The sequence below is a fragment of the Actinokineospora globicatena genome (assembly GCF_024171945.1).
GTDB lineage: Bacteria > Actinomycetota > Actinomycetes > Mycobacteriales > Pseudonocardiaceae > Actinokineospora > Actinokineospora globicatena.
The window spans coordinates 279,300-304,087 of record NZ_JAMTCR010000006.1; the positions used below are offsets into that span (position 1 = coordinate 279,300).

15 protein-coding genes and 1 riboswitch are annotated in these 24,788 nt (G+C 71.6%); of the genes, 5 read left to right on the forward strand and 10 right to left on the reverse strand.

Features of this window, described 5'->3' with window-relative positions; all coding sequences use genetic code 11:
• Positions 1-110: 110 nt before the first annotated feature.
• The 7 genes from LV79_RS28815 to LV79_RS28840 all read right to left on the reverse strand — a co-directional run bounded on the left by LV79_RS28815 (position 111) and on the right by LV79_RS28840 (position 6,829).
• On the reverse strand, positions 111-1,139 hold the full coding sequence (locus LV79_RS28815) for a methyltransferase (RefSeq protein ID WP_253841427.1): 1,029 nt from the start codon (positions 1,137-1,139) through the stop codon (positions 111-113).
• Between the two features lie 22 nt (positions 1,140-1,161).
• Entirely contained in the window at positions 1,162-2,886 is a 1,725-nt protein-coding gene (locus LV79_RS28820; protein ID WP_253841428.1) for a class I adenylate-forming enzyme family protein, read from the reverse strand.
• A gap of 135 nt (positions 2,887-3,021) precedes the next feature.
• Positions 3,022-3,387 (reverse strand): VOC family protein, encoded by a 366-nt coding sequence (locus LV79_RS28825; RefSeq protein ID WP_253841429.1) that lies wholly within the window; start codon positions 3,385-3,387, stop codon positions 3,022-3,024.
• A gap of 109 nt (positions 3,388-3,496) precedes the next feature.
• Positions 3,497-4,369 (reverse strand): NAD-dependent epimerase/dehydratase family protein, encoded by an 873-nt coding sequence (locus LV79_RS28830; protein WP_253841430.1) that lies wholly within the window; start codon positions 4,367-4,369, stop codon positions 3,497-3,499.
• Between the two features lie 103 nt (positions 4,370-4,472).
• The gene (locus LV79_RS34180; RefSeq protein WP_285605714.1) at positions 4,473-4,595 is read right to left on the reverse strand and encodes a hypothetical protein; all 123 of its coding nucleotides are present in this window, start codon (positions 4,593-4,595) and stop codon (positions 4,473-4,475) included.
• A gap of 260 nt (positions 4,596-4,855) precedes the next feature.
• Positions 4,856-5,713: an SDR family oxidoreductase gene (locus LV79_RS28835; protein ID WP_253841431.1), complete on the reverse strand. Its 858-nt coding sequence runs from the start codon at positions 5,711-5,713 to the stop codon at positions 4,856-4,858.
• Complete coding sequence (locus tag LV79_RS28840; RefSeq protein ID WP_253841432.1) at positions 5,714-6,829, reverse strand: NAD(P)/FAD-dependent oxidoreductase; 1,116 nt, start codon at positions 6,827-6,829, stop codon at positions 5,714-5,716.
• 545 nt (positions 6,830-7,374) lie between these two features.
• On the opposite strand from LV79_RS28840, the gene LV79_RS28845 reads away from it, so the two are divergent.
• The 4 genes from LV79_RS28845 (at position 7,375) to LV79_RS28860 (ending at position 19,179) form a co-directional block, all read left to right on the forward strand.
• Positions 7,375-12,876, forward strand: coding sequence for an ATP-binding protein (locus tag LV79_RS28845; protein ID WP_253841433.1), 5,502 nt, complete (start codon positions 7,375-7,377; stop codon positions 12,874-12,876).
• Between the two features lie 179 nt (positions 12,877-13,055).
• On the forward strand, positions 13,056-15,395 hold the full coding sequence (locus LV79_RS28850) for a hypothetical protein (protein ID WP_253841434.1): 2,340 nt from the start codon (positions 13,056-13,058) through the stop codon (positions 15,393-15,395).
• Between the two features lie 95 nt (positions 15,396-15,490).
• A riboswitch (cobalamin riboswitch) is annotated at positions 15,491-15,699 on the forward strand.
• A gap of 109 nt (positions 15,700-15,808) precedes the next feature.
• Positions 15,809-18,139 carry a ribonucleoside-diphosphate reductase subunit alpha gene (locus LV79_RS28855; RefSeq protein ID WP_253841435.1) on the forward strand — a complete coding sequence of 777 codons (2,331 nt, stop codon included), beginning with the start codon at positions 15,809-15,811 and terminating at the stop codon, positions 18,137-18,139.
• The gene (locus LV79_RS28860) at positions 18,136-19,179 is read left to right on the forward strand and encodes a ribonucleotide-diphosphate reductase subunit beta (protein ID WP_253841436.1); all 1,044 of its coding nucleotides are present in this window, start codon (positions 18,136-18,138) and stop codon (positions 19,177-19,179) included. Before LV79_RS28855 ends, LV79_RS28860 begins: the two co-directional genes overlap by 4 nt.
• A 347-nt stretch (positions 19,180-19,526) precedes the next feature.
• On the opposite strand, the gene LV79_RS28865 is transcribed toward LV79_RS28860, so the two are convergent.
• The 3 genes from LV79_RS28865 to LV79_RS28875 all read right to left on the reverse strand — a co-directional run bounded on the left by LV79_RS28865 (position 19,527) and on the right by LV79_RS28875 (position 24,165).
• Complete coding sequence (locus LV79_RS28865) at positions 19,527-21,419, reverse strand: tetratricopeptide repeat protein (RefSeq protein ID WP_253841437.1); 1,893 nt, start codon at positions 21,417-21,419, stop codon at positions 19,527-19,529.
• A 534-nt stretch (positions 21,420-21,953) separates the two neighbouring features.
• A complete protein-coding gene (locus LV79_RS34680; protein ID WP_253841438.1) occupies positions 21,954-23,189 on the reverse strand; it encodes a hypothetical protein in 1,236 nt (411 codons plus the stop codon).
• Between the two features lie 265 nt (positions 23,190-23,454).
• Positions 23,455-24,165 (reverse strand): zf-HC2 domain-containing protein, encoded by a 711-nt coding sequence (locus LV79_RS28875; protein WP_253841439.1) that lies wholly within the window; start codon positions 24,163-24,165, stop codon positions 23,455-23,457.
• Positions 24,166-24,229: 64 nt separating this feature from the next.
• On the opposite strand from LV79_RS28875, the gene LV79_RS28880 reads away from it, so the two are divergent.
• Positions 24,230-24,781 (forward strand): sigma-70 family RNA polymerase sigma factor, encoded by a 552-nt coding sequence (locus LV79_RS28880; protein ID WP_253841440.1) that lies wholly within the window; start codon positions 24,230-24,232, stop codon positions 24,779-24,781.
• Positions 24,782-24,788: the final 7 nt, after the last annotated feature.

Consider the following 24,788-nt stretch of genomic DNA (forward strand, 5'->3'; position numbering starts at 1 on the left):
GCCGTCGACCTCGGAGGCCCAGATGGCAAGCCCTGGTAGAACTTCTGGTCTGCGGGCAGCGTCGTCGGCGGGCGGTTGGGGGCCAACGTTGTTGGGATACCCGGGTTTGGCTACTCGGGGTGGGCGATGAGCAGGCTGGTCGGGGCTGAGGTGGGGCGGGTCTCGATGTGCCGGAAACCCGCCGCCGCCAGTAGTTTGGCGAATTCGGCCTCGGTGCGGGAGCGGCCGGTGAGCAGCGTGAGGATCACGATGTCCTCGAACTTGCCGAAGTGCGGCGCGTCGCCCTCCGGTAGCACGTCGTCGATGAGGATGAGTTCGCGGCCGGTGTCGCCCATGGCGGTGCGGACGTTGCGCAGGATGCGGATCGAGTCGTCGTCGTCCCAGTCGTGGATGGTCCAGGACAGCAGGTAGGTGTCGCCGCCCTCGGGGACCGACTTGAAGAAGTCGCCCGAGACGCACTCGGCGCGGTCGAGCACGCCCGCGGCGCCGAGCACCGCCACCGCCTCGGGGATGACCCTGGGCAGGTCGAACACCACCGCGGTCAGGTCCGGGTAGCGGGTGAGCAGGGTGGCGACCAGGTGCCCGTGGCCGCCGCCGACGTCGACCAGCCGCCGCGCGCCGGACAGGTCGTGGGCGGCCAGCGTCGACGAGTTCACCATCCGGGCCATGTTCCCCATGGCCCGGTCGAACAGCGTGCCCAGGTCGCTGCGGTCGCCGAGCAGCGACCACAGGTCGGTCCCGTTGACGTGGTCGAACGCGGGCCGCCCGGTGCGCAGCGTGTGCGCCATCGCCCCGAACGAGAGCTGCCGCTCCGGCCTGCCCAGGTAGCGGGCCAGGTCGCGCATCGAGTCCGGCCCGTCGCCGCGCAGGGTCCTGGCCAGCGGGGTCAGCGCGAACGTGCGCGGCTCGACCTCGCTGAACACCCCGACGCTGGCCAGCGCCCGCAGCGCCCGGTACAGCGACTCGGCGTGGCAGTCCAGCCGGGCGGCGAGGTCGTCGACGTGCGCGGGGGCGGCACCGATGGCGTCGGCCACCCCGATCTCGGCGACCGCGATGAGCACCTGGCTGACCAGCGAGCTGTAGAGCATCTCGTACATGCGCACCGACGGCGGGACGTCGGCCGGGTGGGTGTCGGTCATCTCGTACCTCCGCGTGGGGGTCTCACGGCCGCTCGGACACCGCTGCCCGGTGCGCGCCCGCTCGGTCCTCGGTGGCCCGCTGGTCGGTCAGCGCGGTCGCGAACCGCTCGCGGAGCCTGCGCTTGAGCACCTTGCCGGTCGCGCCGGTGGGGAAGTCCGCGTCGTCGGCGGCCACCACGGCGCCGCGCAGCTGGGGCAGCCCCTGGGCGGCCAGCGCCGCGTTGAGCGTGGCCAGCACGTCCGCGGGCGGCTCGTGGCCGGGGCCCAGCTTGACGGTCGCGAACGGCGCCGAACCGCCCTCGGGAGCGTCGACGGCGACCACGGCGCAGTCGGCCACCTCGGCGCAGCCGACGAGGATCGCCTCCTCCAGCGGCAGGCTGTACACCGGGCCGGTGCGGGTGTGGATCACGTCCGGCACCCGGTCGACGTGGAAGAACCGGCCACGCTCGTCGCGGTAGACCACGTCCCCGGTGAGCCAGAACCCCGACAGCGACGACTGCGCGGTCAGCTCCGAGGCGTTCCAGTACCCGGGGGTCCGGGTCGGGGTCCGCACCCCGAGCCTGCCCACCGCGCCCGGTCCGAGCTTGCGGCCGTCGTCGTCGAGCACCGCGGCCTCGGTGACCACCTTGACCGGCACCCCGACGCAGCGGCCGTAGTCGGTGCTGGACGGGTCGCTCACCTTGCGGAACAGCGCCATGCCCATCTCCGAGGAGCCGAGCCCGTCGACGAACTCCGAGCCCGCCTTGCCGGAGCGGCCGCGCTTGCCCGGCCGGTACCCGTGGCGCACCAGCGCCTTGATGTGCGCCTCGTGCGCGGAGTCGCCGGTGTTGATCCAGGTGTGCACCTGGTCGGCGGCGCCCTTGAGGTCCAGCTGGGCCAGCTCGGCCCAGGTCTGCGGGAAGGCGACCACGAGGGTGGGCCGGACCCGCAGCATCATCTCGCGCACGGCCTCGCCGGAGGTGTCGGCCATGACCACGATCGGCAGGCCCAGCAGCGTCGCGGTCATCAGGTAGCTGATCCCGGCCGAGTGCGACTGCGGCAGCGCCGAGAGCGCCCGGTTGCGGCGCGCGGCGGGGAAGCTCCACAGCCGGTGCCGCTTGCCGAGGAAGAACTGGCGGTGCGCGAACACCGCGGACTTGGGCGGCCCGGTCGTCCCCGAGGTGTGGCACAGCATCACCGGGTCGTCGTCGCCGGGCGGGTAGGGGAACAGCGACGGCAGCGCGCCGCGGTCGGGGGCGTCGGTGGGCAGGTCGTCGGACACGGCGAGGAACCGCGCTGTGTCCGGCAGCGCGCCGGAGGCGGTGAGGGCGTCGAGCCGCTCGCGGTCGGCGACCACCCCGACGGCGCCGATCCGACCGGTGTAGGCGGCGGCGATCGCCGGGTCCATCCGGCCGTTGACCAACGCGGCGATGGCGCCGAGCGAGCTGAGCGCGAGGAAGTGCAGGAACGGGTCGACACCCTCGCCCAGGTACACCGCGACCGGGTTGCCCTTGCGCACGCCGTTGGCGTGGTACCAGGCGGCGTAGGCGTCGCGGATCTCGGTGATCCGGTTGAGGCTCAGCGGTTCCACCGACCGGCCCGCACCGGTGACCCGCTGGGCGAACAGGAACGGCGCGGCCGGGTCCGGGCTCAGCGCCCTGGCCTTGTCGAGGAAGTTGCCCACCCCCAGGTCGCCGTCGGCGAGCAGCCGCAGGCGGGCGGGCAGCGGCAGGGCGGCCGCCGTGGTGATGCCGAGTGCGTCAGTCATCATGGGCTCCCGTCGGGAATGCGCTGGGGTGTTCGGTGTGCGGGCGCGCTCGGGGCGGAACAGATGTGGGAAAGGGAACTGCTGGGGGAAGGGAACTGGGCGCCGCGGTGTGCGCGGCGCCCAGTCCCGGCCTGCTCAGCCCTCGTAGACGGTCAGCTCGTAGCCGTCGGGGTCCTTGAACTGGAACTCGCGGCCGCAGAAGCCGTCGCACGGCGGCTTGGTGATGGTGACCCCCGCCGCCGAGACGACCTCGGCGAGCTTGTCCGGGTCCTCCGCCTTCACCCAGATCACCACGCCCCAGCCCAGCTCGGGCACCGAGTCCAGGTCGATGACCGCCTTGCGCAGCGCCAGCTTGATGGGCGCGGTGTCGAGCACCACGGCGTTGGGTGCGGCGGTCTCGGTGGTGGTGAACCCCACGACGTTGGTGTAGAAGTCGCGGGCGCGGTCGAGGTCGCGGACCTGCAGGGTCAGGAAGTTCGGTCCGATCGCGTTGTTGGGCATTGGTTCTCCCTATCGACAGGCGGCACTGTGCGGCACTGGCCGTTCCAGCATCGCCCGGCCGTCCCGGGCGATCATCACGCGTTCGCGTGATACCACTGGGTCTTTCTGTCTAAAGAGGACTTTCGCTGTCCGGCAGCACCCCGGTTTTGGGCTGCCAGTCCAGGAGTTCCCGCGCCGCGGCACTCGACACCCGGTGCGACACCTCACGCACCGCCTCGGTCGAGGTCCCTGGCGCGGGGGCGCCGTCGTGTTCGGCCAGGCGCCCCAGGTAGTCGGCGACCAGCAGTGGCTCATCGGCGATGTTGAGCACGACGCCACTCACGCGCCGTTCGACGGCCGCAACCACGGCGGTCGCGAAGTCCGCGACGTGCACGAGCGAGGTGTACCGGTCGTCTGGGTGGGCGTGCAGCGTGCCTTCCTTCAGCCGCGCGCGGATCGCGTCCTGCGCCGTACCCGCGCCGACGAACCGCGCGCCTCGCAGAATCGACCACGCGACCCGGTCCCCGCCGATCTCCACCACGGCCTTCTCCATCGCGGCAACCGGTTCCACGATGGAACCCCGCGCCGGATCGGGGTCGAACGGGGCCTGCTCGGTCAACCAGGCATCACCCCCGTCGGCGTAGGCCATGGTGACGCTCATCTGCACCACGGCTGGGACCCCCGCCGCCAGCACGGCATTGAGGACCCGCACCGTGCCATCGCGGCGCAGTTGGGTGTTGCGCTCCCACGCCCCAGGCGCACCGAAGTCCCGAGGAATCGCGGTCGCCGCGTTGACGACCACGTCCACCCCGGCCAGTTCCCCGGTCAACACGTCGGTGACCCCCGGGTCAAGCAGATCGGCATCAACCGCCCGAACCCCACCCGGCAACCGCTCCAACCGATCACCGGGCGCCATCGCCACCACGTCGTGTCCACGCCCCACCAGCAACGGCACCAGCCGCTGCCCCAACACACCCGTCGCACCGATCGCGAAGACCCGCATCCCACTCACCCATCCCACAGCGCAACGACGAGATCCTCCGCCACATCGACAAAACCGTCCGACTGCCCGCCCGCCACCCGATTCGCCAAGGCCCGCATCTCTCTCACCCGTCTCGTAGTGCTGCGGCGAGGTCTGGTGCCACCTCGGCGAAGTCGCGGGGTTGTCGGCCGGTCCAGTCGGCGACCGTTGTGGTCACCTTGGCGGCACCGAGTGTGGGGATCCGCATTCGGCTCATCTGCTCAGCGCCACGGCGGGCGGGATCCGATACTGGCTCGGTGAGGTCGCGTGATCGCCGGTCGGCCCGGTTCGCCGGCGTGGTCGTCCGTGCTGTGTCATCTGCGCGTGCATTGCCTGCGCCATAAGGCAACCGCTCCAACCGATCACCCGGCGCCATCACTACCACGTCGTGCCCACGCCCCACCAACAACGGCACCAGCCGCTGCCCCAACACGCCCGTCGCACCGATCGCGAAGACCCGCATCCCGCTCATCCGTCCCTAAGCGCGGCGGCGAGGTCCGGGGCGACCTCGGCGAAGTCGCGGGGTTGTCGGCCGGTCCAGTCGGCGACGGTGGTGGTCACGTGTTCTGCCTCGCCCGCGCGCAAAGTCTCGTAGAGGCCCAACCGGGCGGCGATGGCCCATTCCGGTACGCCGTTGGCCGCCATGACTCGGCCTGCTTCGTCCGGGGCGATGTCGACGTGGGTGATGTGGCGGCCGACCACTGTGGACACGATGGCGGCGGCGGTGGCGTAGCTGATCGCCCGTGGGCCGGTCAGGTCGAGGGAGCGGTAGTCGGTGCCGTTCTCGGTCAAGGCTACCGCCGCTACTTCCGCGATGTCGCCCGCGTCGATCATGCTGACCTTGGCCGGGCCGACCGGGAGGACGATGGTGTCCCGTGCCTTGATGGTGTGCGCCCACTGCACCGCGTTCTGCATGAAGGCGTTGGGGCGCAACAAGGTGTACCGCAGTCCGGACTCGATGACGGCCTGGTCGCCCTCGCCGTGCTGGCGGTGGATCAGCACCGGGGAAGCAGGATCCGCACCGAACGCCGAGAGGCGCACCACGTGCTCGACCCCAGCCCGCTTTGCCACGTCCACCAAACCCCGGTGCAACGACCCCTGGTCCGGGTGCAACGGTGTCAGCAGGAACAGGTCGGTGATCCCCGTAAGCGCCTCACGCAAGGTCTCCGGGCGCTCCAGGTCAGCCGGGACCGCCTCGACCAGGTCCCCGGCCGGGCGCCTGCCACCCGGCCGGACCAGGGCGCGCACCCGGTGCCCACGACCGGTCAGCCGCGCCACCAGCCGCACTCCGACCGTCCCCGTCGCCCCGGTGACCGCGATGGTCATCTACGCCGCCTCGAGTGCGTCGGCGCCCGCCCGCTCCAGGGTCTCCGGCAGCTGGTCCTTGAGCGCGGTCTCCGCCAGCAGGTCCCCGAGCGCGGGCGCCATCTTGAACAGGTTGTGGCCCGCGATCGCGCTCACCCCCGGCCGGTGCCACGCCCGCAGCGCGTCGCTCCCCTTGGGCAGCTTGGTCATCACGCACACCCGGGCGCCGACCGGTTCCGGGTCCAGGCCGGGCATGGCCTTGGCGACGTACGCGCTCACCCGCCGCACGTGGTCCTCCATCCCGGTCCCGGCGGGCAGCGCGCCACCCGGTCCGAAGGGGACGTCCACGTCGGCGCCGATCAGCCCGACCACGTAGGTCCCGGTCTCGCCGATGGGGGAGCCGTAGACCTTGGCGCCGAACTCCTCGGAGACGTCCACCCAGCACGGCAGCGGCGTGCCGAGCAGGTGCGGCCGGACCCGGAAGTGCGGCCGGGCGTGCAGCGCGCTGACCAGCGGGATGTCCAGACCGGCGCTGGAGGCCAGCCACGGCACCGCCGTGCCCGCGCAGATCACCACGTGCCGGGCCCGGTAGATGGCCTCGGTGGTCTGCACCTCCGCGCCCGCACCGTCCGAGGGCACCGTCACGCTGTGCACGTCGAACGGGATGATCCGGTCCCCGACCCAGCTGACCAGGGCGTCGATGGTCCGCTTCGCCCTGATCGCGCCCGCGCCCGGGTCCACCAGCAGCGGCCGGTCCACCGGGGCCAGCGCGGGGAACACCTCGGCACCGTCACCGCCGGGGACGAACGAGTGCTCGACCCGCTGCGCCACCATGCCGGTGACCCACGAGTCGTCCATGCCGTGGTAGACCGCGCCCTCCGGGCCGATCAGCTCGCGCCCGAGCCGCTCCTCCCAGCGCGCGAAGCCGCGCCTGCCCTCCACGGCCATCGCCACCAGCGCCTCGCTGTCGTGGCGGTGGCGGAAGGTCCTGGTCAGCCCGCCGGACAGGCCCGCACCCGGCGGTCGGCCGTCGAACACGGCCACGTCGGCACCCCGGCGGACCAGGGCCTCCGCCGTGGCCAACCCCAGGATCCCCGCCCCGATCACAGCGATGTCGAGTTCCCGCCGGTGAGTCATTGCCGTCTCCCGCGCCGAAGTTCCCCATGGACGCCTTCGAGCGTCGCGGCACCGGGCACCCTGGATCATCCCGTGTTCGCGTGATCTGCCACGCCATCCCGCGCCCGCCCGGCCACCGGACACTCCACTGTGGATTACCCCGCGCGCTGCGGGACGGGCCACAAGAACCCCTACCGGCCACCCCCGCGCCCCCAGGCGCGCCCACCCGAACCCCGAGGCCCGGCACCCGCGTGAGCCGACGATGTCACCGGGTGGATCTCCGCCGTCAACCAGGTGGTCACCGCGTTGTCCGCGCCGTCGCGGCGCCGTCGTCACGCGGGCCGTGGGGTCGGTCGCGCTTTGTAGCAGAGGTGGTGCCCGGAGCGGGCCGGTTGGGCCAGTCCCGCTCGCGTTTTGTGGAGACCCTACAAAATGACAGGGCCGGCACGCGTGGCTGGGGCAGTGGTGGACCCGCCGGTAACGCAGCAGGGTAGTGCGGAGTGCAGGCGACGCTCCGGAACCCGGACGTCGCCTGCTTCGCGCGGGAACTGGGGAGGACTCAGCCGGTGTTCAGTCGTGTCGCCATCGTCAACCGCGGAGAGGCCGCGATGCGGCTCATCCACGCCGTCCGGGACCTCTCGGCGCAGACCGGGGCGCGGATCGAGACGGTCGCGCTCTACACCGACGCCGACCGCGACGCGACGTTCGTCCGCGCCGCCGACGTCACCTACTCCCTGGGCCCCGCCTCGGCCCGCCCCTACCTCGACCACGCCGTGCTCGAGCGCGCGCTGGTCGAGACCGGCGCCGACGCCGCCTGGGTCGGCTGGGGGTTCGTCGCCGAGGACCCGGCGTTCGCGGAGCTGTGCGAGCGGGTCGGCGTGACCTTCGTCGGCCCCAGCGCCGACGCGATGCGCAAGCTCGGCGACAAGATCGGCGCGAAGCTGATCGCCGAGGAGGTCGGTGTCCCGGTCGCGCCGTGGAGCCGCGGCGAGGTCGCGACCCTGGAGGACGCGCTGGCCGCGGGTGACCGCATCGGCTACCCGCTCATGCTCAAGGCCACGGCGGGCGGCGGTGGGCGCGGTATCCGGATGGTCGCCTCCGCCGACGACCTGACCGACGCCTACGAGCGCACCAGCCAGGAGGCGCTGCGCGCGTTCGGCTCCGGCGTCGTGTTCCTCGAGCGCCTGGTCACCGGCGCGCGGCACGTCGAGGTGCAGGTCATCGCCGACGGCCAGGGCACCGCGTGGGCACTGGGCGTGCGCGACTGCTCGGTGCAGCGGCGCAACCAGAAGATCATCGAGGAGTCCGCCTCGCCAGTGCTCGCCCCCGAGCAGACCGCCGAGCTCAAGGCCTCCGCCGAGCGGCTCGCCGTCGCCGTGGGCTACCGCGGCGCGTGCACCGTCGAGTTCCTCTACCACCCGGGCGACAAGCTGTTCGCCTTCCTCGAGGTCAACACCCGGCTGCAGGTCGAGCACCCGATCACCGAGATCACCACCGGCACCGACCTGGTCAAGCTGCAGCTGCACGTGGCGGGTGGCGGCACGCTGGATGGCCCGCAGCCCGCCGAGAGCGGCCACGCCGTGGAGGCCCGGCTCAACGCCGAGGACCCCGACCGCGACTTCGCCCCCTCCCCGGGGCGCATCGCCCGGCTGGTGCTGCCCGCAGGCCCCGGCATCCGGGTCGACACCGGCGTCAGCGAGGGCGACACCATCCCCGCCGACTTCGACTCGATGATCGCCAAGGTCATCGCGCACGGCCGCGACCGCGCCGAGGCGCTGGCCAGGCTGCGCCGCGCGATGGCCGAGACCACCGTGATCATCGAGGGCGGCGCCACCAACAAGAGCTTCGTGCTCGACCTGCTCGACCAGCCCGAGGTCGTCGACGCGACCTGCGACACCGGCTGGATCGACCGGGTCCGCGCCGAGGGCCGCCTGGTCACCCACCGGCACTCCGCGATCGCCCTGGCCGCCGCCGCCATCGAGGCCTACCAGGACGAGGAGGAGGTCAGCCGCCAGCAGCTGCTCTCCACCGCGCACGGCGGCCGCCCCCAGGTCCGGCACGAGAGCTGCCGCCCGCTCGGCCTCAAGCTGCGCGGCGCCGCCTACCAGGTCGGTGTCGCCCGCGTCGGGCAGAAGCGGTTCCAGGTCACCATCACCCAGGGCACCCAGGAGCACCGCGCCGAGGTCGACGTCGACCGGTTCGACGCGCACAGCGGCCAGGTCGTGGTCAACGGCCGCCGGTTCCGGCTCGTCTCCGCCACCCACGGCCCGACCCACCTGGTCGAGGTGGACGGCGTCACGCACCGCATCAGCCGCGACGAGGGCGGCGTCGTCCGCTCCCCGGCGCCCGCGCTGGTCGTGGCCACGCCGCTCGCGGTCGGCGACGAGGTCGAGGCGGGCGCGCCGATCGTGGTGCTCGAGAGCATGAAGATGGAGACGGTGCTGCGCGCGCCGTTCCGCGCCAGGGTCCGCGAGTGCCCGGTCTCGGTCGGCAGCCAGGTGGAGACCGGCGCGCCGCTCATGCGCCTGGAACCCCTGGTCGACGAGGACACCGACGCCGCAGCCGCCGACACGAGCGCCGACGACGCCGTTGAGCTCGACCTGCCCACCGGCCCCGCCGACCTCTCCGCCGCCGAGCGGGTGGAGCGCGGCCTGCGGGACCTGCGCGCCCTGCTGCTCGGCTTCGACGTCGACCCCGACGAGCGCGGCCGGGTCCTCGGCGACTACCTCGCCGCCCGCGCCGAGCTCGGCAACCGGCCCTCCGCCGGTGAGCTCGACCTGCTGACCGTGTTCGCAGACCTCTCCGAGCTCAGCCGCAACCGGCCGGGCGACGAGCTGGAGGTCGAGCCGGGCAGCCCCGTGCACAGCCCCCGCGAGTACTTCCACAGCTACCTGCAGAGCCTCGACGTGGAGCGCGCGGGCCTGCCCGACGGCTTCCAGGCCAAGCTCAAGCGGGTCCTGGCCCACCACGGCGTCACCGACCTCGACCGCACCCCCCAGCTGGAGGCGGCGGTCTTCCGGATCTTCCTCGCCCAGCAGCGGATGGCCACCGACGTCGCCGTCGTCTCCGAGCTGCTGCGCCGCTGGCTGGCCGGGTCCGCCCCGGTCGAGTCGCTGCGCGAACCGCTCGGCCTCACCCTCGAGCGCCTGGTGGAGGCCACCCAGGTGCGCTTCCCGTCGGTGTCGGACCTGGCCCGCGGCGTGGTGTTCCGCTGGTTCGCCCAGCCGCTGCTGCGCCGCAACCGGGCCAGGGTCTACGCCGCGGTGCGCGCCCAGCTGCGCCACCTCGACGAGTTCCCCGACGCCGCCGACCGCGCCGAGCGGATCCAGGCCATGGTGGTCAGCGCCGAACCGCTGGTCCGGCTCATCGGCCAGCGCATCGGGCACCCCGGCAACGACCACGCGCCGCTGCTGGAGGTGCTGACCCGCCGCTACTACGGCAACGGCGGGCTCTCGGACGTGACCACCCGGGAGTGCTCCGACTGCCGCTTCGTCACCGCCGACCACACCGACGCCGTGGGCGTCACCAGGGTCGTCACCACCGCCGTCGACATCGACGCGCTGCCCGCCGCGATCGCCGCGGTCGGGGTGCTCGCCGCCGACGTCGCCGAGCGCGGCCTGGTCGCCGACCTCTACGTCACCTGGGAGGACCAGCCGGACGCGGACGCGATGGCGGTCCGGCTCGGCGAACTGGTGGCCGAGCGGTCGCTGCCCGCCGGGGTCCGCCGGGTCACCACGACCGTCGCGGGCACCAGCGGCGCGGTGATGCACCACCACTTCACCTTCCGCCCGGACGGCCCCAGCGGGACGGTGCTCACCGAGGACCGGCTCATCCGCGGCCTGCACCCGCAGATCGCGCAGCGGCTGCAGCTGCGCCGCTTCAGCGAGTTCCAGCTGACCAGGTCGCCCTCGGTCGACGAGGAGATCTACCTGTTCAACGCCGTCGCGCACGGCAACCCGGCCGACGAGCGCCTGGTGGCCATGGCCCAGGTCCGCGACCTGACCGCGCTGCGCGAGACCGACGGCAGGCTGGTGGCGCTGCCCGCGGTGGAGGACACCTTCATCGCCTGCCTCGACGCCATCCGCGGCATCCAGGCGCGCCGACCGCAGAACCAGCGGTTCGACACCAACCGGATCGTCATGTACGTGTGGCCGCCGACCGACCTGGTCGCCGAGGAGGTCAACACCCTGGTCCAGCGGATCCTGCCGACCACGGTGGGCGCCGGGCTCGAAGAGGTGCTGTTCCTGGCCCGCAGGCGCAACTCGGCCGGTGAGCTGCACGAGGTCGCGGTGCGGATCACCCTGTCGCCGGGGCAGGAGGCGCGGTTCGAGGTCGGGGAGCCCACGACCGAGCCGGTGCGGCCGCTCGACGACTACGACCAGAAGGTGCTGCGCGCGGCGCGGCGCGGCAACGTCTACCCGTACGAGCTGACCGGCCTGCTGGCAGGCCCGCGCGGCGAGTTCGTCGAGCACGACCTCGACGAGCGCGGCGACCTCGTGCCGGTCGACCGGCCCAGGGGCCGCAACAGCGCGGCGATCGTCGCCGGTGTGGTGAGCACGCCGACCGAGCGCCACCCCGAGGGCATCACCCGCGTCGTGCTGCTCGGCGACCCGACCAAGGCGCTCGGCGCGCTCTCGGAGCCGGAGTGCACCCGGGTGATCGCGGCGCTCGACCTCGCCGAGCGGCTGCGGGTCCCGCTGGAGTGGTTCGCGCTCTCGGCCGGTGCCCGGATCTCGATGGCCTCGGGCACCGAGAACATGGACTGGGTGGCCGCCGCGCTCAAGCGGATCGTCACCTTCACCCAGGACGGCGGCGAGATCAACATCGTGGTCGCGGGCATCACCGTCGGCGCCCAGCCGTACTGGAACGCCGAGGCCACCATGCTGATGCACACCAAGGGCATCCTGGTGATGACCCCGGACTCGGCGATGGTGCTCACCGGCAAGCAGTCGCTGGACTTCTCCGGCGGTGTGTCCGCCGAGGACAACTTCGGCATCGGCGGCTACGACCGGGTGATGGGCCCCAACGGCCAGGCGCAGTACTGGGCGCCGAACCTCTCCGGCGCCCGCGACGTGCTGATGGCGCACTACGACCACACCTACGTCGTGCCGGGTGAGGTCGCGCCGCGCCGCGCGGAGACCAGCGACCCGGTGACCCGCGACGTGTCGGACTTCCCGCACGCGGTCGTCGGCAGCGACTTCGCCACCGTCGGCCAGGTCTTCTCCGCCGAGCACAACCCCGACCGCAAGAAGCCCTTCGACATCCGCACCGTCATGCGCGCGCTGTCCGACCAGGACCACCGGGTGCTGGAGCGCTGGGCGGGCATGGCCGACGCGGACACCTCGGTGGTGCAGGACGTGCACATCGGCGGCTGGCCGGTCTGCCTGGTCGGCATCGAGTCCCGTTCGGTGCCGCGGCGCGGGTTCCCGCCCACCGACGGCCCCGACACCTACACCGCGGGCACGCTGTTCCCGAGGTCGTCGAAGAAGACCGCGCGGGCCATCAACTCCGCGTCCGGCAACCGGCCGCTGGTGGTGCTGGCGAACCTGTCCGGGTTCGACGGTTCCCCGGAGTCGATGCGCAAGCTGCAGTTGGAGTACGGGGCGGAGATCGGCAGGGCCATCGTCAACTTCCAGGGCCCGATCGTGTTCTGCGTGATCTCCCGCTACCACGGCGGCGCGTTCGTCGTGTTCTCCAAGGCGCTCAACCCGAACATGACCGTGCTGGCGCTGGAGGGCTCGTTCGCCTCCGTCCTCGGTGGCGCCCCCGCCGCGGCGGTGGTGTTCTCCGGTGATGTCAACAACCGCACCGCGACCGACCCGAGGGTGACCGACCTGCAGGCCAGGGTCGCGGCGGCCGAGGGCGCCGAGCGGGCCGCGCTCAACATCAGCCTGGCCGAGGTCCGGGCGTCGGTGCGCGCGGAGAAGCTCAGCGAGGTCGCCGCCGAGTTCGACCGGGTGCACAGCATCCAGCGCGCGGTCGAGGTCGGCTCGGTCGACGCCATCATCAGCGTCGCCCAGCTGCGGCCGCGGATCATCGAGGCGATCGAGCACGGCATGAAGCTCTGAGCCCCCGCGTCCCATGTGGCCGGTGAGGTCTGCCCGAAGGGGCGGACCCCGGGCCCTGGGTTCCCGGCCCGCGACGTGGTGTCGTGGAGCGGAGTCCGGGAGGGGCAGTGCGACGACGAAGCGCGGTGTCCACCGCTGGTCCGACCCCGTTACCCGGGGCAGGCCAGCGGGGACCCGGCTTGCTCGCGTTGCAGCGGTCGGCGGGCAACAGCGCGGTGTCGTCCTTGCTCGGGTCACCGCAACCGCATCGGGTCGAGCCGCCGTTGGACGTGCCGGTCGCGATCCCGGACGTGGGCCTGCCCGGGGAGATCGTCGGTGAGGCCGAGCGGCAACGGGTCGTCGTGCACGAGGCGGCCGAGCGCGCGGGGGAGCAGGTGGACCAGTCGGTCCGCGCTCATCAGGACCGGTTGGCCGCTACGGCCGCAGCGCAGGAGGCGACCGCTCAGGGTGCGCTGAGTGCGTTGCGCGCCAACGTGAGCACGCAGGCCGCCGGTCAAGCTGCCGCGATCCAGGCCACGTCGACGGGGACACGTGCCGCTCTCCGCGCTCAGGCTCAAGGGTCGCGTGTGGACTCAATGGCGCGGATCGACGCGATGGGCGAGGAGTCCCGCGCGGCCGGGCAACGTGAAGCCGACCGTGCTTCGCGGGAGACACCGACCGCCGATGCCGCGCGCCCTGCCGCTGTCGCAGGGGATCCGGACATCGCGGCTGGACAAGATCGCATCGGGCAAGCGGTGGCCGGTAAGGCGAGTACCGAACTGGCGCGTTCGAGCGGGGAGGCGGCCGGGCAGGTCCGGGCTGGCGTCACGGCTGCCCAGTCGAGCCTGTACGACCCCGCGAAGGCCAGTGCCGCCGAACAGGTGACCGCCGCGGCGGACCAGACTGACCGGGCGTTGGCTGAGGGAACGGCGACGGCGACCGGTGCGATGCGGGCGACCGGCACCCGCACTGTCGAGTCGGCGACGCTCGGCCATCAGCGGTTCGTCACCGCCCTACGGGCAGGTCGCCAGACTGCTGAAGGTGACCTCACGGCGTGGGCGGCGGAGAGCCGGACCCGGTTGCGTGACACGGCTGTCCAGCTCGGCGCCGGGTTGGTCGACCACGCGCGTTCGCTGGCGGCGATGGTGGCGGCCCGGTCGAAGCCGGTGGGCGACCCGCTCGGCGCGGTCCGGGCGGCAGGCGACCAAGTGGTGGGTGGTATCGAGGACGCGGCGGGCGGGCTGGACGAGGGCGCGGGGCAATTGGCCTCCGGGCACCAGCAAGCCGTTGGGGGAGTGGGGGAGCAGGCGGCCGGGGCGTTTGGCCGGGTCGAGGAGGCGGCTGGGACGGCGTTGCGGCAGGGTGCTGCCGTGTTCGCCGGGCAAGCCGGGCAGACCCGCGACGCAGTGGGTGCTGAACTTGATCGCGTCCCAGCCGTGGCGGCCGATGCCCTTGCGGCGCAGCACCGTTCGAGCGTCGATGGTCTCACTGGGACAGTCGACCGGAGCGTCGCTGCGCAGCAGGGGTGGGTTTCCGACGCGCGATCCCGTGGTGCCTCAGGGGCGACCAGGTTCGCGAGCGAGGCCGACCGGTTGTCCGCGCAGGCCCGCGACGAGCAACCGGTCCAGCGCTGGCTCGCCGAGATCGTCGGCCGGATGCGCAACTGGCTGCGCGAGAAGTGCGGCGATGTCCTGGGCGGCATCCTTTCCGGGCTGATCCTGTCGATCCCCACGATCATCATCGGGGTCGGTCTGCTGCTGGCGGGACCGGTCGGCTGGACTGTCCTAGCCGGACTCCTCGTGGTCGGTGTTGGGCTGGGGATCTACGGGCGTTGGCAGGAGTACAAGGCGGACCACGGTGGCGAGGGGCCGGGGTTCCTGGAGGGGCTTGGCCTGGTGGGACTGGGAATCGCGGACCTCACTGGCATCCCGTACATCGTCGAGGCCTGCGTCGGTCAACGCGCGTTCGCGCCCACCGGCATGAGCGAGTTCGAGCGCTGGGAACGCGGCACCCAGGGCGTGGTCAACCTGGCCCTGCTCATCGCCGGTGGCGCCAAGAAGCTGTTCGCCGAACGTGCCCCGGTCGACCCCGTCCGCGCCCCCGTCGACCCGCACACCGTGCCCATCCCCGGCGAGGGCAACAACGCCCGCTTCGAGGCCGCCCGCCAGGTCATCCTGGACACCCCGCCCGCCGACCGCGCCGCCGCGACCCGCGTCCTGTTCGCCCGCCTCACCGAGATGAGCGGCAACACCTGGAACTTCCGCGCCAACCCCACCCGCGGCGGCGGCGTGCACTTCACCGGCGAGGGCGCGCCCTTCATCTTCGCCGTCGACGCCGCGGGCAACGTCTACCAGGGCAAGATCGGCCCCGGCACCCTCACCATCCACCCCGACGGCACCACCACCGTCGACTACGGCACCCTGCGCCCGCTCAACCCGACCCCGCCACCAACCCCACCGCCCGCTCCCGCGACCAACCCGATACCACCGGTCGCCCCGCACCTGCCACCGCCGTCCCACGAGCCGGAACCGGTGCCGTGACGGCTGCGCGGGGTGCTCGGCCGTGGTCGTGAACACTGCTCCGGACGAGCGACACGCCCACTAGATGTGGGGTGCGCGGCCCGGGTCGGGGCCCATGTATGGTGCCCGTAGCTGGTTCGGCCGATCATCCAGATCGGTCGTCGCAAGAGGGAACCCGGTGCGATTCCGGGACTGCCCCGCAGCGGTGAGTGGGAACGAAAGCCGTCACGAAGCACTGGGCCCGCGGGGCCTGGGAAGCGACGACCGGTAGGTGCTGACAAGCGCGCCCACGAGTCCGAAGACCTGCCAGCACCCCGTGCGCGTCCGCGTGCGGGTGTCCGCGGCCCCGAGGGAGGGCGGGAGGACGTGGCGGTCGCGCGCGCCCGTTCACTCCCCGCTGCCCACGGAGCCGCCCCGTTCGCGAGGAGAGACCTGTGACGGCCACGACCACCATGCGCGTGCGCAAGCGCGATGGGACGTTGGAACCGGTCGACGTCAACGAGATCGTCGGGGCCGTCCGCGCCCAGGCGATCGGGCTGTCGGATGTGGACCCGTTGCGGGTGGCCACCAAGACCATCAGCGGTCTCTACGACGGCGCGACCACCGAGGAGCTGGACAAGCTCTCCATCCAGACCGCCGCCGCGCTGGTGGCCGAGGAGCCGGAGTACTCCAAGCTCGCCGCCGGTCTGCTCGCCGCGTTCATCGGCAAGGAGGTGCGCAGGCAGGGCATCGGCTCGTTCAGCGAGAGCGTCGCCCTCGGCCACGACCAGGGCCTCATCGGTGACAGCACCGCCGCCTTCGTCGCCGCCAACGCCGCCGAGCTCGACGGCGCGATCGACCCCGCCGCGGACCGCCGGTTCGAGTACTTCGGCCTGCGCACCGTCTACGACCGCTACCTGCTGCGCCACCCCGCCCAGCGCACGGTGGTCGAGATGCCCCAGTACTGGCTGCTGCGCGTGGCCTGCGGCCTGTCGACCACCGCCGCCGAGGCCATCGGGTTCTACCGGCTGATGTCGTCGCTGGCCTACCTGCCCAGCTCGCCGACGCTGTTCAACTCCGGCACCCAGCACACCCAGATGTCCTCGTGCTACCTGCTCGACTCCCCGCGCGACGAACTGGAGTCGATCTACGACCGGTACGCCCAGATCGCCAGGCTCTCGAAGTTCGCCGGTGGCATCGGCGTGCAGTGGTCGCGGGTCCGCTCGCGCGGCGCGCTGATCCGCGGCACCAACGGCCACTCCAACGGCATCGTGCCGTGGCTGCGCACCCTGGACGCGTCGGTGTCGGCGGTCAACCAGGGCGGCAGGCGCAAGGGCGCGGCCTGCGTCTACCTCGAGACCTGGCACCCGGACGTCGAGGAGTTCCTTGAGCTGCGCGACAACACCGGCGAGGACGCCAGGCGCACGCACAACCTCAACCTGGCCAACTGGATCCCCGACGAGTTCATGCGCCGGGTCGAGGCCGACGCGGACTGGTCGCTGTTCGACCCCGACGAGCTGCCCGAGCTGGTCGACCTGTGGGGCCCGGCGTTCGACGAGGCCTACCGCGCCGCCGAGCAGGCGGGCCGCGCCGTGCGGACCGTCAACGCCCGCGAGCTCTACGGCAAGATGATCCGGACCCTCGCGCAGACCGGCAACGGCTGGATGACGTTCAAGGACACGGCCAACCGCACCTGCAACCAGACCGCCGAGCCGGGCAACGTGGTGCACCTGTCGAACCTGTGCACCGAGATCCTCGAGGTGACCAGCGACGAGGAGACCGCCGTCTGCAACCTGGGCTCGGTCAACCTGGGCGCGCACGTGGACCCGGTCGACGGGGTGGACTGGGACCGGCTGCGCGCGACCGTGCGCACCGCCGTGGTGTTCCTGGACCGGGTGATCGACATCAACTACTACCCGACCGAGCAGGCGGCGCGCAGCAACCCGCGCTGGCGACCGGTCGGCCTGGGCGTCATGGGCCTGCAGGACGTGTTCTTCAAGCTGCGGCTGCCCTTCGACTCCGCGGCGGCCAAGGAGCTCTCGACCCGCATCGCCGAGGAGATCTACCTGACCGCGCTGGAGTCGTCGGCGTCGCTGGCCGAGGAGTCCGGTGCCCACCCGTCGTTCGCGCAGACCCGCGCCGCCCGCGGTGACCTGCAGCCGGACCTGTGGGGCGTCACCCCGACGCAGACCGAGCGGTGGACTGCGGTGCGCGCCCGGATCGCCGAGCACGGCCTGCGCAACTCGCTGCTGATCGCCGTCGCGCCGACCGCCACCATCGCCTCCATCGCGGGCTGCTTCGAGTGCATCGAGCCGCAGGTGTCGAACACCTTCAAGCGCGAGACCCTCTCCGGCGAGTTCCTGCAGATCAACTCGTACCTGGTGCGCGAGCTCAAGGCCCGCGGCCTGTGGACCGACGAGACCCGGTCGCGGCTCAAGCGTGACGAGGGGTCCGTGCAGGGGCTGGTCGAGCTGCCGCTGGAAGTGCGCGAGCTGTTCCGCACGGCGTGGGAGCTGCCGCAGAAGGCGCTGATCGAACTGGCCGCCGCGCGCGGGCCCTACATCGACCAGAGCCAGTCGCTGAACCTGTTCGTCGCGTCGCCGACCATCGGCAAGCTGTCGTCGATGTACCTCTACGCCTGGAAGTCCGGGCTGAAGACCACGTACTACCTGCGCTCCCGCCCGGCGACGCGCATCCAGCAGGCGACCGTCTCCGCCCCGGTCGAGCCGGTCGAGGCCATCGCCTGCTCCTTGGAGAACCCCGAATCCTGCGAGGCCTGCCAGTGACCACCCTCGAGAACACCGGCCTGTCGAGCACCGCGCGCGGCCACGCCCTGCTCGACCCCGGGATGGACCTCACCCTGCGGCCGATGCGCTACCCGCAGTTCTACGACCGCTTCCGCGACGCCATCAAGAACACCTGGACCGTCGAGGAGGTCGACCTGCACACCGACCTCGCCGACCTGGCCAAGCTCTCGCCCGCCGAGCGGCACCTGGTCAACCGGCTGGTGGCGTTCTTCGCGACCGGCGACACCATCGTGGCCAACAACCTGGTGCTCAACCTCTACGAGCACGTCAACGCCCCGGAGGCCCGGCTCTACCTGTCGCGGCAGCTGTTCGAGGAGGCCGTGCACGTCCAGTTCTACCTGACGCTGCTCGACACCTACCTGCCCGACGAGGACGAGCGCGTCGCCGCCTTCGCCGCCGTGGACAACATCCCGTCGATCCGCGCCAAGGCCGAGTTCTGCTACAAGTGGATCGACTCGATCTCCGGCCTCACCCGCCTGGAGACCAAGTCCGACCGCCGTGGCTTCCTGCTCAACCTCATCTGCTTCGCCGCCTGCATCGAGGGCCTCTTCTTCTACGGCGCCTTCGCCTACGTGTACTTCCTGCGCTCCCGCGGCCTGCTCAACGGCCTGGCGTCGGGCACCAACTGGGTCTTCCGCGACGAGTCCATGCACATGGCCTTCGCCTTCGACGTGGTCGACACGGTGCGCCGCGAGGAACCCGACCTGTTCGACGAAACCCTCTTCACCCAGGTCCGCGAAATGCTCCGCGAGGCCGTCGACGCCGAAACCGCCTTCGCCGAAGACCTCCTCGTCCAGGGCGTCGCGGGCATGTCCATCACCGACATGCGCACCTACCTCGAACACGTCGCCGATCGCCGCCTCCAGGTCCTAGGCCTACCCCCCATCTACGGCTCCGCCAACCCCTTCCCCTTCATGGACCTCCAAGACGTCCAAGAACTCTCCAACTTCTTCGAACGCCGCGTCTCCGCCTACCAGGTAGCCGTCACCGGCACCGTCTCCTTCGACGAGGACTTCTAGCCCTCTTCTCGCTGGACCCCGGCCTACTTTCCCCGGGGTCCAGCCTTCCCTCTTTCGCGTGAACCCCAGTCTCACCCCGATCACGTTCCCCAAGTCGCGTTGTCCACAACCCTTCCGGTTGTCCACAGCCCAACCGCACCCCTGGGTCGCGCCCCCCACCCCCGGTAGACTGGCACTGGGGACGCCCCCCGGAGAGGGTGGGGGCTGGGCTCCGCCGAAGGCGGCCCGCCGCGGCGCAGCCGAGGTCGAGCGGTCGCCGCAGAGCGAAATCGTCTGCCCGTGAACTCAGACCTGCGCAGGCGGTATCGGTCTCGCGCTGGTGGCAGGCTCCACTCTCAGTGGTGGTCTTACTCGAGTTGAAGCAACTCCTGCTGGACGCGATCGGCATCGGCGATGCGGTACAGCGCCTGGTAGAGCGCGAGAGCCAGTTGCCACAATCTCCGCGCGTCGTGATGTCGACCGAGCGTTCGCGAGATCTGAGCCGATCGATCGAGAATGTCGGCTTCGTAGTACTTGAATCCCAGCTCGCGGCAGATGCTGAGCGATTCGCGGTAGTAGTCCAACGCGTCCTCGTGGTGGCCCGCGAGGTGGGAGATGTGCCCCAGGTTGTCCAGCACCCCCGCCGCCACGTGCTCGTTGCCGTGGGATCGCGCCAAGGTGAGGGCGGCTTCGCAGTAGCCGCGCCCTCGGTCGTAGTCGCCCAACCTCGCGTGCTGCTCGCCGACCGCGTTGAGGACGTCGGCTTGCCGCGCGGGCAAGTCCAGGCCCTCGAACAGGTGCATGGCGTTGATGGCGTGGTCGAGGGACCGCCGGTGATCACCCTGCTGCTTCCACGCGAACCCGAGCATGTGATGGGTGTAGGCCTGTTCTTCGCGGTTGTCGGCACGCTCGACCAAGGCGAGTGCCTGTTCCAGGTGGTGTACGCCCTCCCGGTGCTCTCCCAGGTTGGCGTGGGCGCAGCCGAGGCGTCGGTGCGCCACGGCGCGCACGACGTGGTCTGCTGACCTGCCCGCCGAGGCCAGGCCCGCTCGCCACATCCGGACGGAGTCGGGGAAGTGTCCCTGGCGCACCAGGAAGACGTCGAGCGCCCAGGCCAACTGCCACACCACGTCGTGCAGGTCCGTGGTGATCGCGAGTCGTTGGATCGCGATCAGGTTGGCGTGCTCCGCGGTGAACCAGGCCAACGCTGCGGTGGGGTCCGCGGGTGGTGGAGTCGGACCGGTCGTGCCTGCGACCTCGACGTGCGGTCGATCCGGCTCCAGCACGTGGTCGGCAGCCAGCGCCGCGTGCAGGTAGAAATCGATCAGTCGCCGCTTGGCGTCGGCACGGGCGCGTTCTGACAGCACGCCGTGGTTGGCGCGTTCGGTGCAGTAGAGCCGGATCAAGTCGTGCATGCGGAAGCGGTCTGGTGCGTGCTGCCGCACCAGGTGGGCGTTTTCCAACTCCCTCAGCACAGACCTGGTGTTGGAGTTCGACAGCGCGGTGAGGCTGGCGGCGGCTCGCAGGCTGAGATCAGGACCAACTGCGAGCCCCAACAGCGCGAGCACCGCGGCCGCCCCGGGAGAGAGGGCGTGTTCGGAGTACGACAGAACAGATCTGATGTCGGCGGTCAGATCCCCCGAGCCAAGAGCGTCGAGTCGGCTGGTCTGGTCACGCAGTTCGCCTGCCAGGACGGACAACGGGAAACTCGGGTGGGTGCGGACGCGCGCGGCGACGACACTGAGCGCCAGTGGCAATCCCGCGCAGCAGTGCAGCAACTCGGCGGTGGCATCGGGTTCGGCGGTGAGCCGCCCACCGCCGATGTGGTGGGTGAGCAACTCGTGCGCTTCGTGTGCTGGCAACACGTCCAAGTCCAGCGCGGTTCCCCCGTGCGCGGTCAGCACGCCCGTCAGGCGGCGCCTGCTGGTGATCAGCACCGCGCACGAGGGGCTGCCGGGGATCAAGGAGACGAGTTGGGCGGTGTCGGCGGCGTTGTCCAAGACGATCAGCATCCGCCTGCCGACGAGGAGACTGCGGTACAGGCCGACGCGGGCGGCTGGATCAGGCGGGATGTGCGCGGGCTCGACGCCGAGCGCGTCGAGGAACCCGCGCATCGCCACCGCGGTGGGCATCGGCTCACCGCTTGGGTCGAATCCGCGCAGGTCGACGTAGAGCTGCCCGTCGGGGAAGTGGTCGACTCGCCGGTGCGCCCAGTGCACGGCGAGCCAGGACTTCCCCATCCCACCCGCGCCGCCGATCACGGAGATTCTCCCACCGCCATCGAGGACGTGATCGAGCCGAGCGAGTTCCGCTTCGCGACCGACAAAACCACTTGGCGCCGCGGGCAAGTGCCGTGGCACAGGGCGCCCGGCGCGGAGCGGAGCATGTACGTGCAGTTCGCGGGTGATGAAACCGGCCTGCACCACTGTTCCGATTGCCGCAGCGGTGACCTCGTTGTGCACTGGCTGGGAACCGGCTTCGGATTCCGAACTCACTTCGGACATCGCCACCCCCGTGAGAGCAGGAGATCCGAGGGTAGCGACGGTACCGGCTGGCTCATCAGGGAGTCGCCAACCCGTGCCCGATCGGGCACAGAGACACTGACGATCGGGCAGGAACACCCGGTCGGTGCGCGGTGGGTTGTACGGTGTCCGGCCCGACGGCAGGCGCCTCATTCGACTGAGTGGCTCCGGGGCGGAACAAGCACGTGACGAGCTTGTCGCCGGACTTGCCGGGCCGGAGTGCGGACACCGCTGACGTCCTCTGGGCAGGCAGGCCTTGAGGGTCGCCTTCGGCTAGCAGGTGATTCCGGCGGAGGTGAGGGCTGAGCAGGTCGCCGTGGCGGTGTCGTTGGTGGGGCGGGGGTCGGTGGGGGTTCCTGTTGTTCGGGTGGCTGTGGCGGTGAACTGGCCGATGGTGAGCAGGCCGATGGTGGCGCGGATCGTGCGTTGGGTGGCGGTGGCGACCTGGAGTGGGCCGATGGTGCAGGTGATGGTGCGGGCGTTGCTGGTGCAGCCTGGTGGGGGTGCGGCCAGTGCTGTCACGGTGTTGGGCAGCGTCAGGACTACCGTGGCTGAGGTCAGGGGGCTGGGGCCGTTGTTGGTGACACCGATGGTGTAGTCCACGTAGCCGACTGGGGCTGTGGTGGCGGTGAGGGTCACGGCGGCGTCGGCCTTGGGGGCGTCCGTGGCCCAGTCTGTGATGAACATGGACACGCCGGGGCCGCCGGGGGACGCGGCCAGCGGGGTCCGGTTCCGGCCGTCGGAGTCCACTGTGGAGAAAGTGCGGTTCGCGCCGTCGACGAAGGCGATCTTGGTGCCGTCGGGGGACCACTGTGGACTGTAGTCGTTGGGGCCGGTGGTCAGCGCCGTCACCGCGCTGCCGGTTGCCGTGGCGACGCCGATGTTCTGCCGGTTGACCAGCGGGGCCATCTGGGAGAACGCGATCCGGGCGCCGTCCGGGGACCACTCCGGGTTGACCGAGACGGTGAACGCCGGGTTGGTGGTCACCCGGACCGCGTTGCCGCCGTCCACATCGGACACCCACAGGTCCACGCTGCCGATGGTCGCCGATGGCCTGCTGTGCGCGATCCGCCGACCGCTCGGGGACACCGCCAGGTCGAACCCGGTGACGCCGGTCAGCGCGCGCCCGCTGCCGTCGGGGTTCACCGAGACGATCACCTGGTCGTGGTTCGAGTAGTAGATCCGCCCGTCCGGCGACCAGGAGAACACCCGCGAGATGAAGCCGCGCTCGTCCACGCCGTCCGTGCTGACCTGGGTGACCCCGCCGCCGCCCCGGTCCATCGTCCACACCTGCTCCACGCCGGTGCGGTCGCTGGTGAACGCGATCCTCGTGCCGTCCGGCGAGGCCACGGCGGACACGTCGAACGCCGGGTCGGTGGTCAGCCGCGCGCGGTTCGAGCCGTCCGGGTTCACCGAGTAGACGTCGAAGTTCCCGTTGACGAGGTCGTAGTAGTACAGCTTCCCGTTCGTCCCGGGGAACGACGCCGAGGCCGCCGGCGCGAACACCACCGAGCTCACCACCGCCACGACCGCCAGTGCCAAGCGGGAAACCGGACGCGACTGCACAGCGAGCACGCGGGGCATGAGGTTGTCCGTTCCCTAGCCGGTCGACGCGGTCCGTCCACTATGAACGTAGACGCCGCGGCGCCGCGTGCACATCGCCCGATACGGTCCGCCGGAGGGGTGACAGACCCGGGCGGGCTCACGGAGACGGAGCCCGCCCGGGTGGACGCTCGGGGCGGTGGGTGGTGGAGCACGGACCGCCCGGGCGTGGTCAGGCGGCGTGTTTCGCCGTCGGCCGCAGGTGGCGGGGCTTGGGCCCGGACTCGCCCTGGGGCGGTTCGGAGACATCGGTACTGGTCTCGCCCTGTCCATAGAGGACTGGTGTGCCAGGCGTAGGCTGCTTGCGGAAAGCGCGCGCGACGACGAACAGCAACGCGAGACCGACGACGACTGGCAGGTGAGACACGACGCGCTCCGCGGACGCGCTGCCGGTGATCAGGTCGCGCACGGAGAACCCCACCAGGACGGCGACGAACCCGGTCAGCGTCGGCAGCAACCCGGCGGCGCGGTGGGCCTGCCCGGCGGCCACGAGCAGCCCGACGCCGAGGGCGAGGTTCCACGCGGCGCCCTCGTTGAACAGGTGACCGGTCATGCCGTGGTCGCTGTGCCCGCCGCTGGCCCCCGTGAGCAGCTGCGACAGCGCGAGCCCCAGCTGCAGCAGCGCGACGACGGCCAGCGCCGCCCGGGGCCCGATGGCGACCGCGCGCGGGGTGGGGGTGGCCGCCAGCACCGCGTCGACCAGGTCGGGCACCGCCTCGGCTGGTCGCACCCGGATCGACCTGGTCAGGACCTCGGCCCTGGCCCGCCACTCGGCGCAGGCAGGGCACTGCTCGAGGTGCGCGTCGGTCTTGGCGGCAGGCGCGGGCTCGGCCTCACCGTCGAGGCGGGCCGAGAGCGCGGCGCGGCAGGTATCGCAGTCCACGTGGTGAATAGTCGCTCCATATGGCGCACGAGTTCCCGGCGGGGTGTGGTTACCATCCGGGATCATGACCCCCGATGACGAGGTGACCCGCTGGGCGCTGCGCGCGCGCTCGGGCGACCGGGACGCACTGGAGCGGTTCGTGCGGGCCACCCAGCGCGACGTGTGGCGCTTCGTCGCCCACCTCGCCGACGTGGGGGTGGCCGACGACCTCGCCCAGGAGACCTTCGCCAGGGCGTTGACCAGCCTGCGCGGGTTCGCCGGGCGGTCGTCGGCCAAGACCTGGCTGCTGGTCATCGCCCGCCGCGTGGTGGTCGACCAGGTGCGGATGGCCAAGGCCCGACCCCGGCTCGCCGCGGGCGTGGTCTGGGAGCAGGAGGCCGACCGCTTGCGCCCCACGTCCGGCTTCGAGGGCGTCGTCGAGCTGAACCTGCTGCTCGACGCGCTCGACCCGGACCGCAGGGAGGCCCTGGTCCTGACCCAGGTCCTCGGGCTCAGCTACGCCGAGTCCGCCGAGATCGCGGGCTGCCCGGTCGGCACCATCCGCTCCCGCGTCGCCCGAGCCCGCGACGACCTGATCCGCGCCGTCGGCGACGACACCGCCACCGAGGTCGGCTAGAAACTCC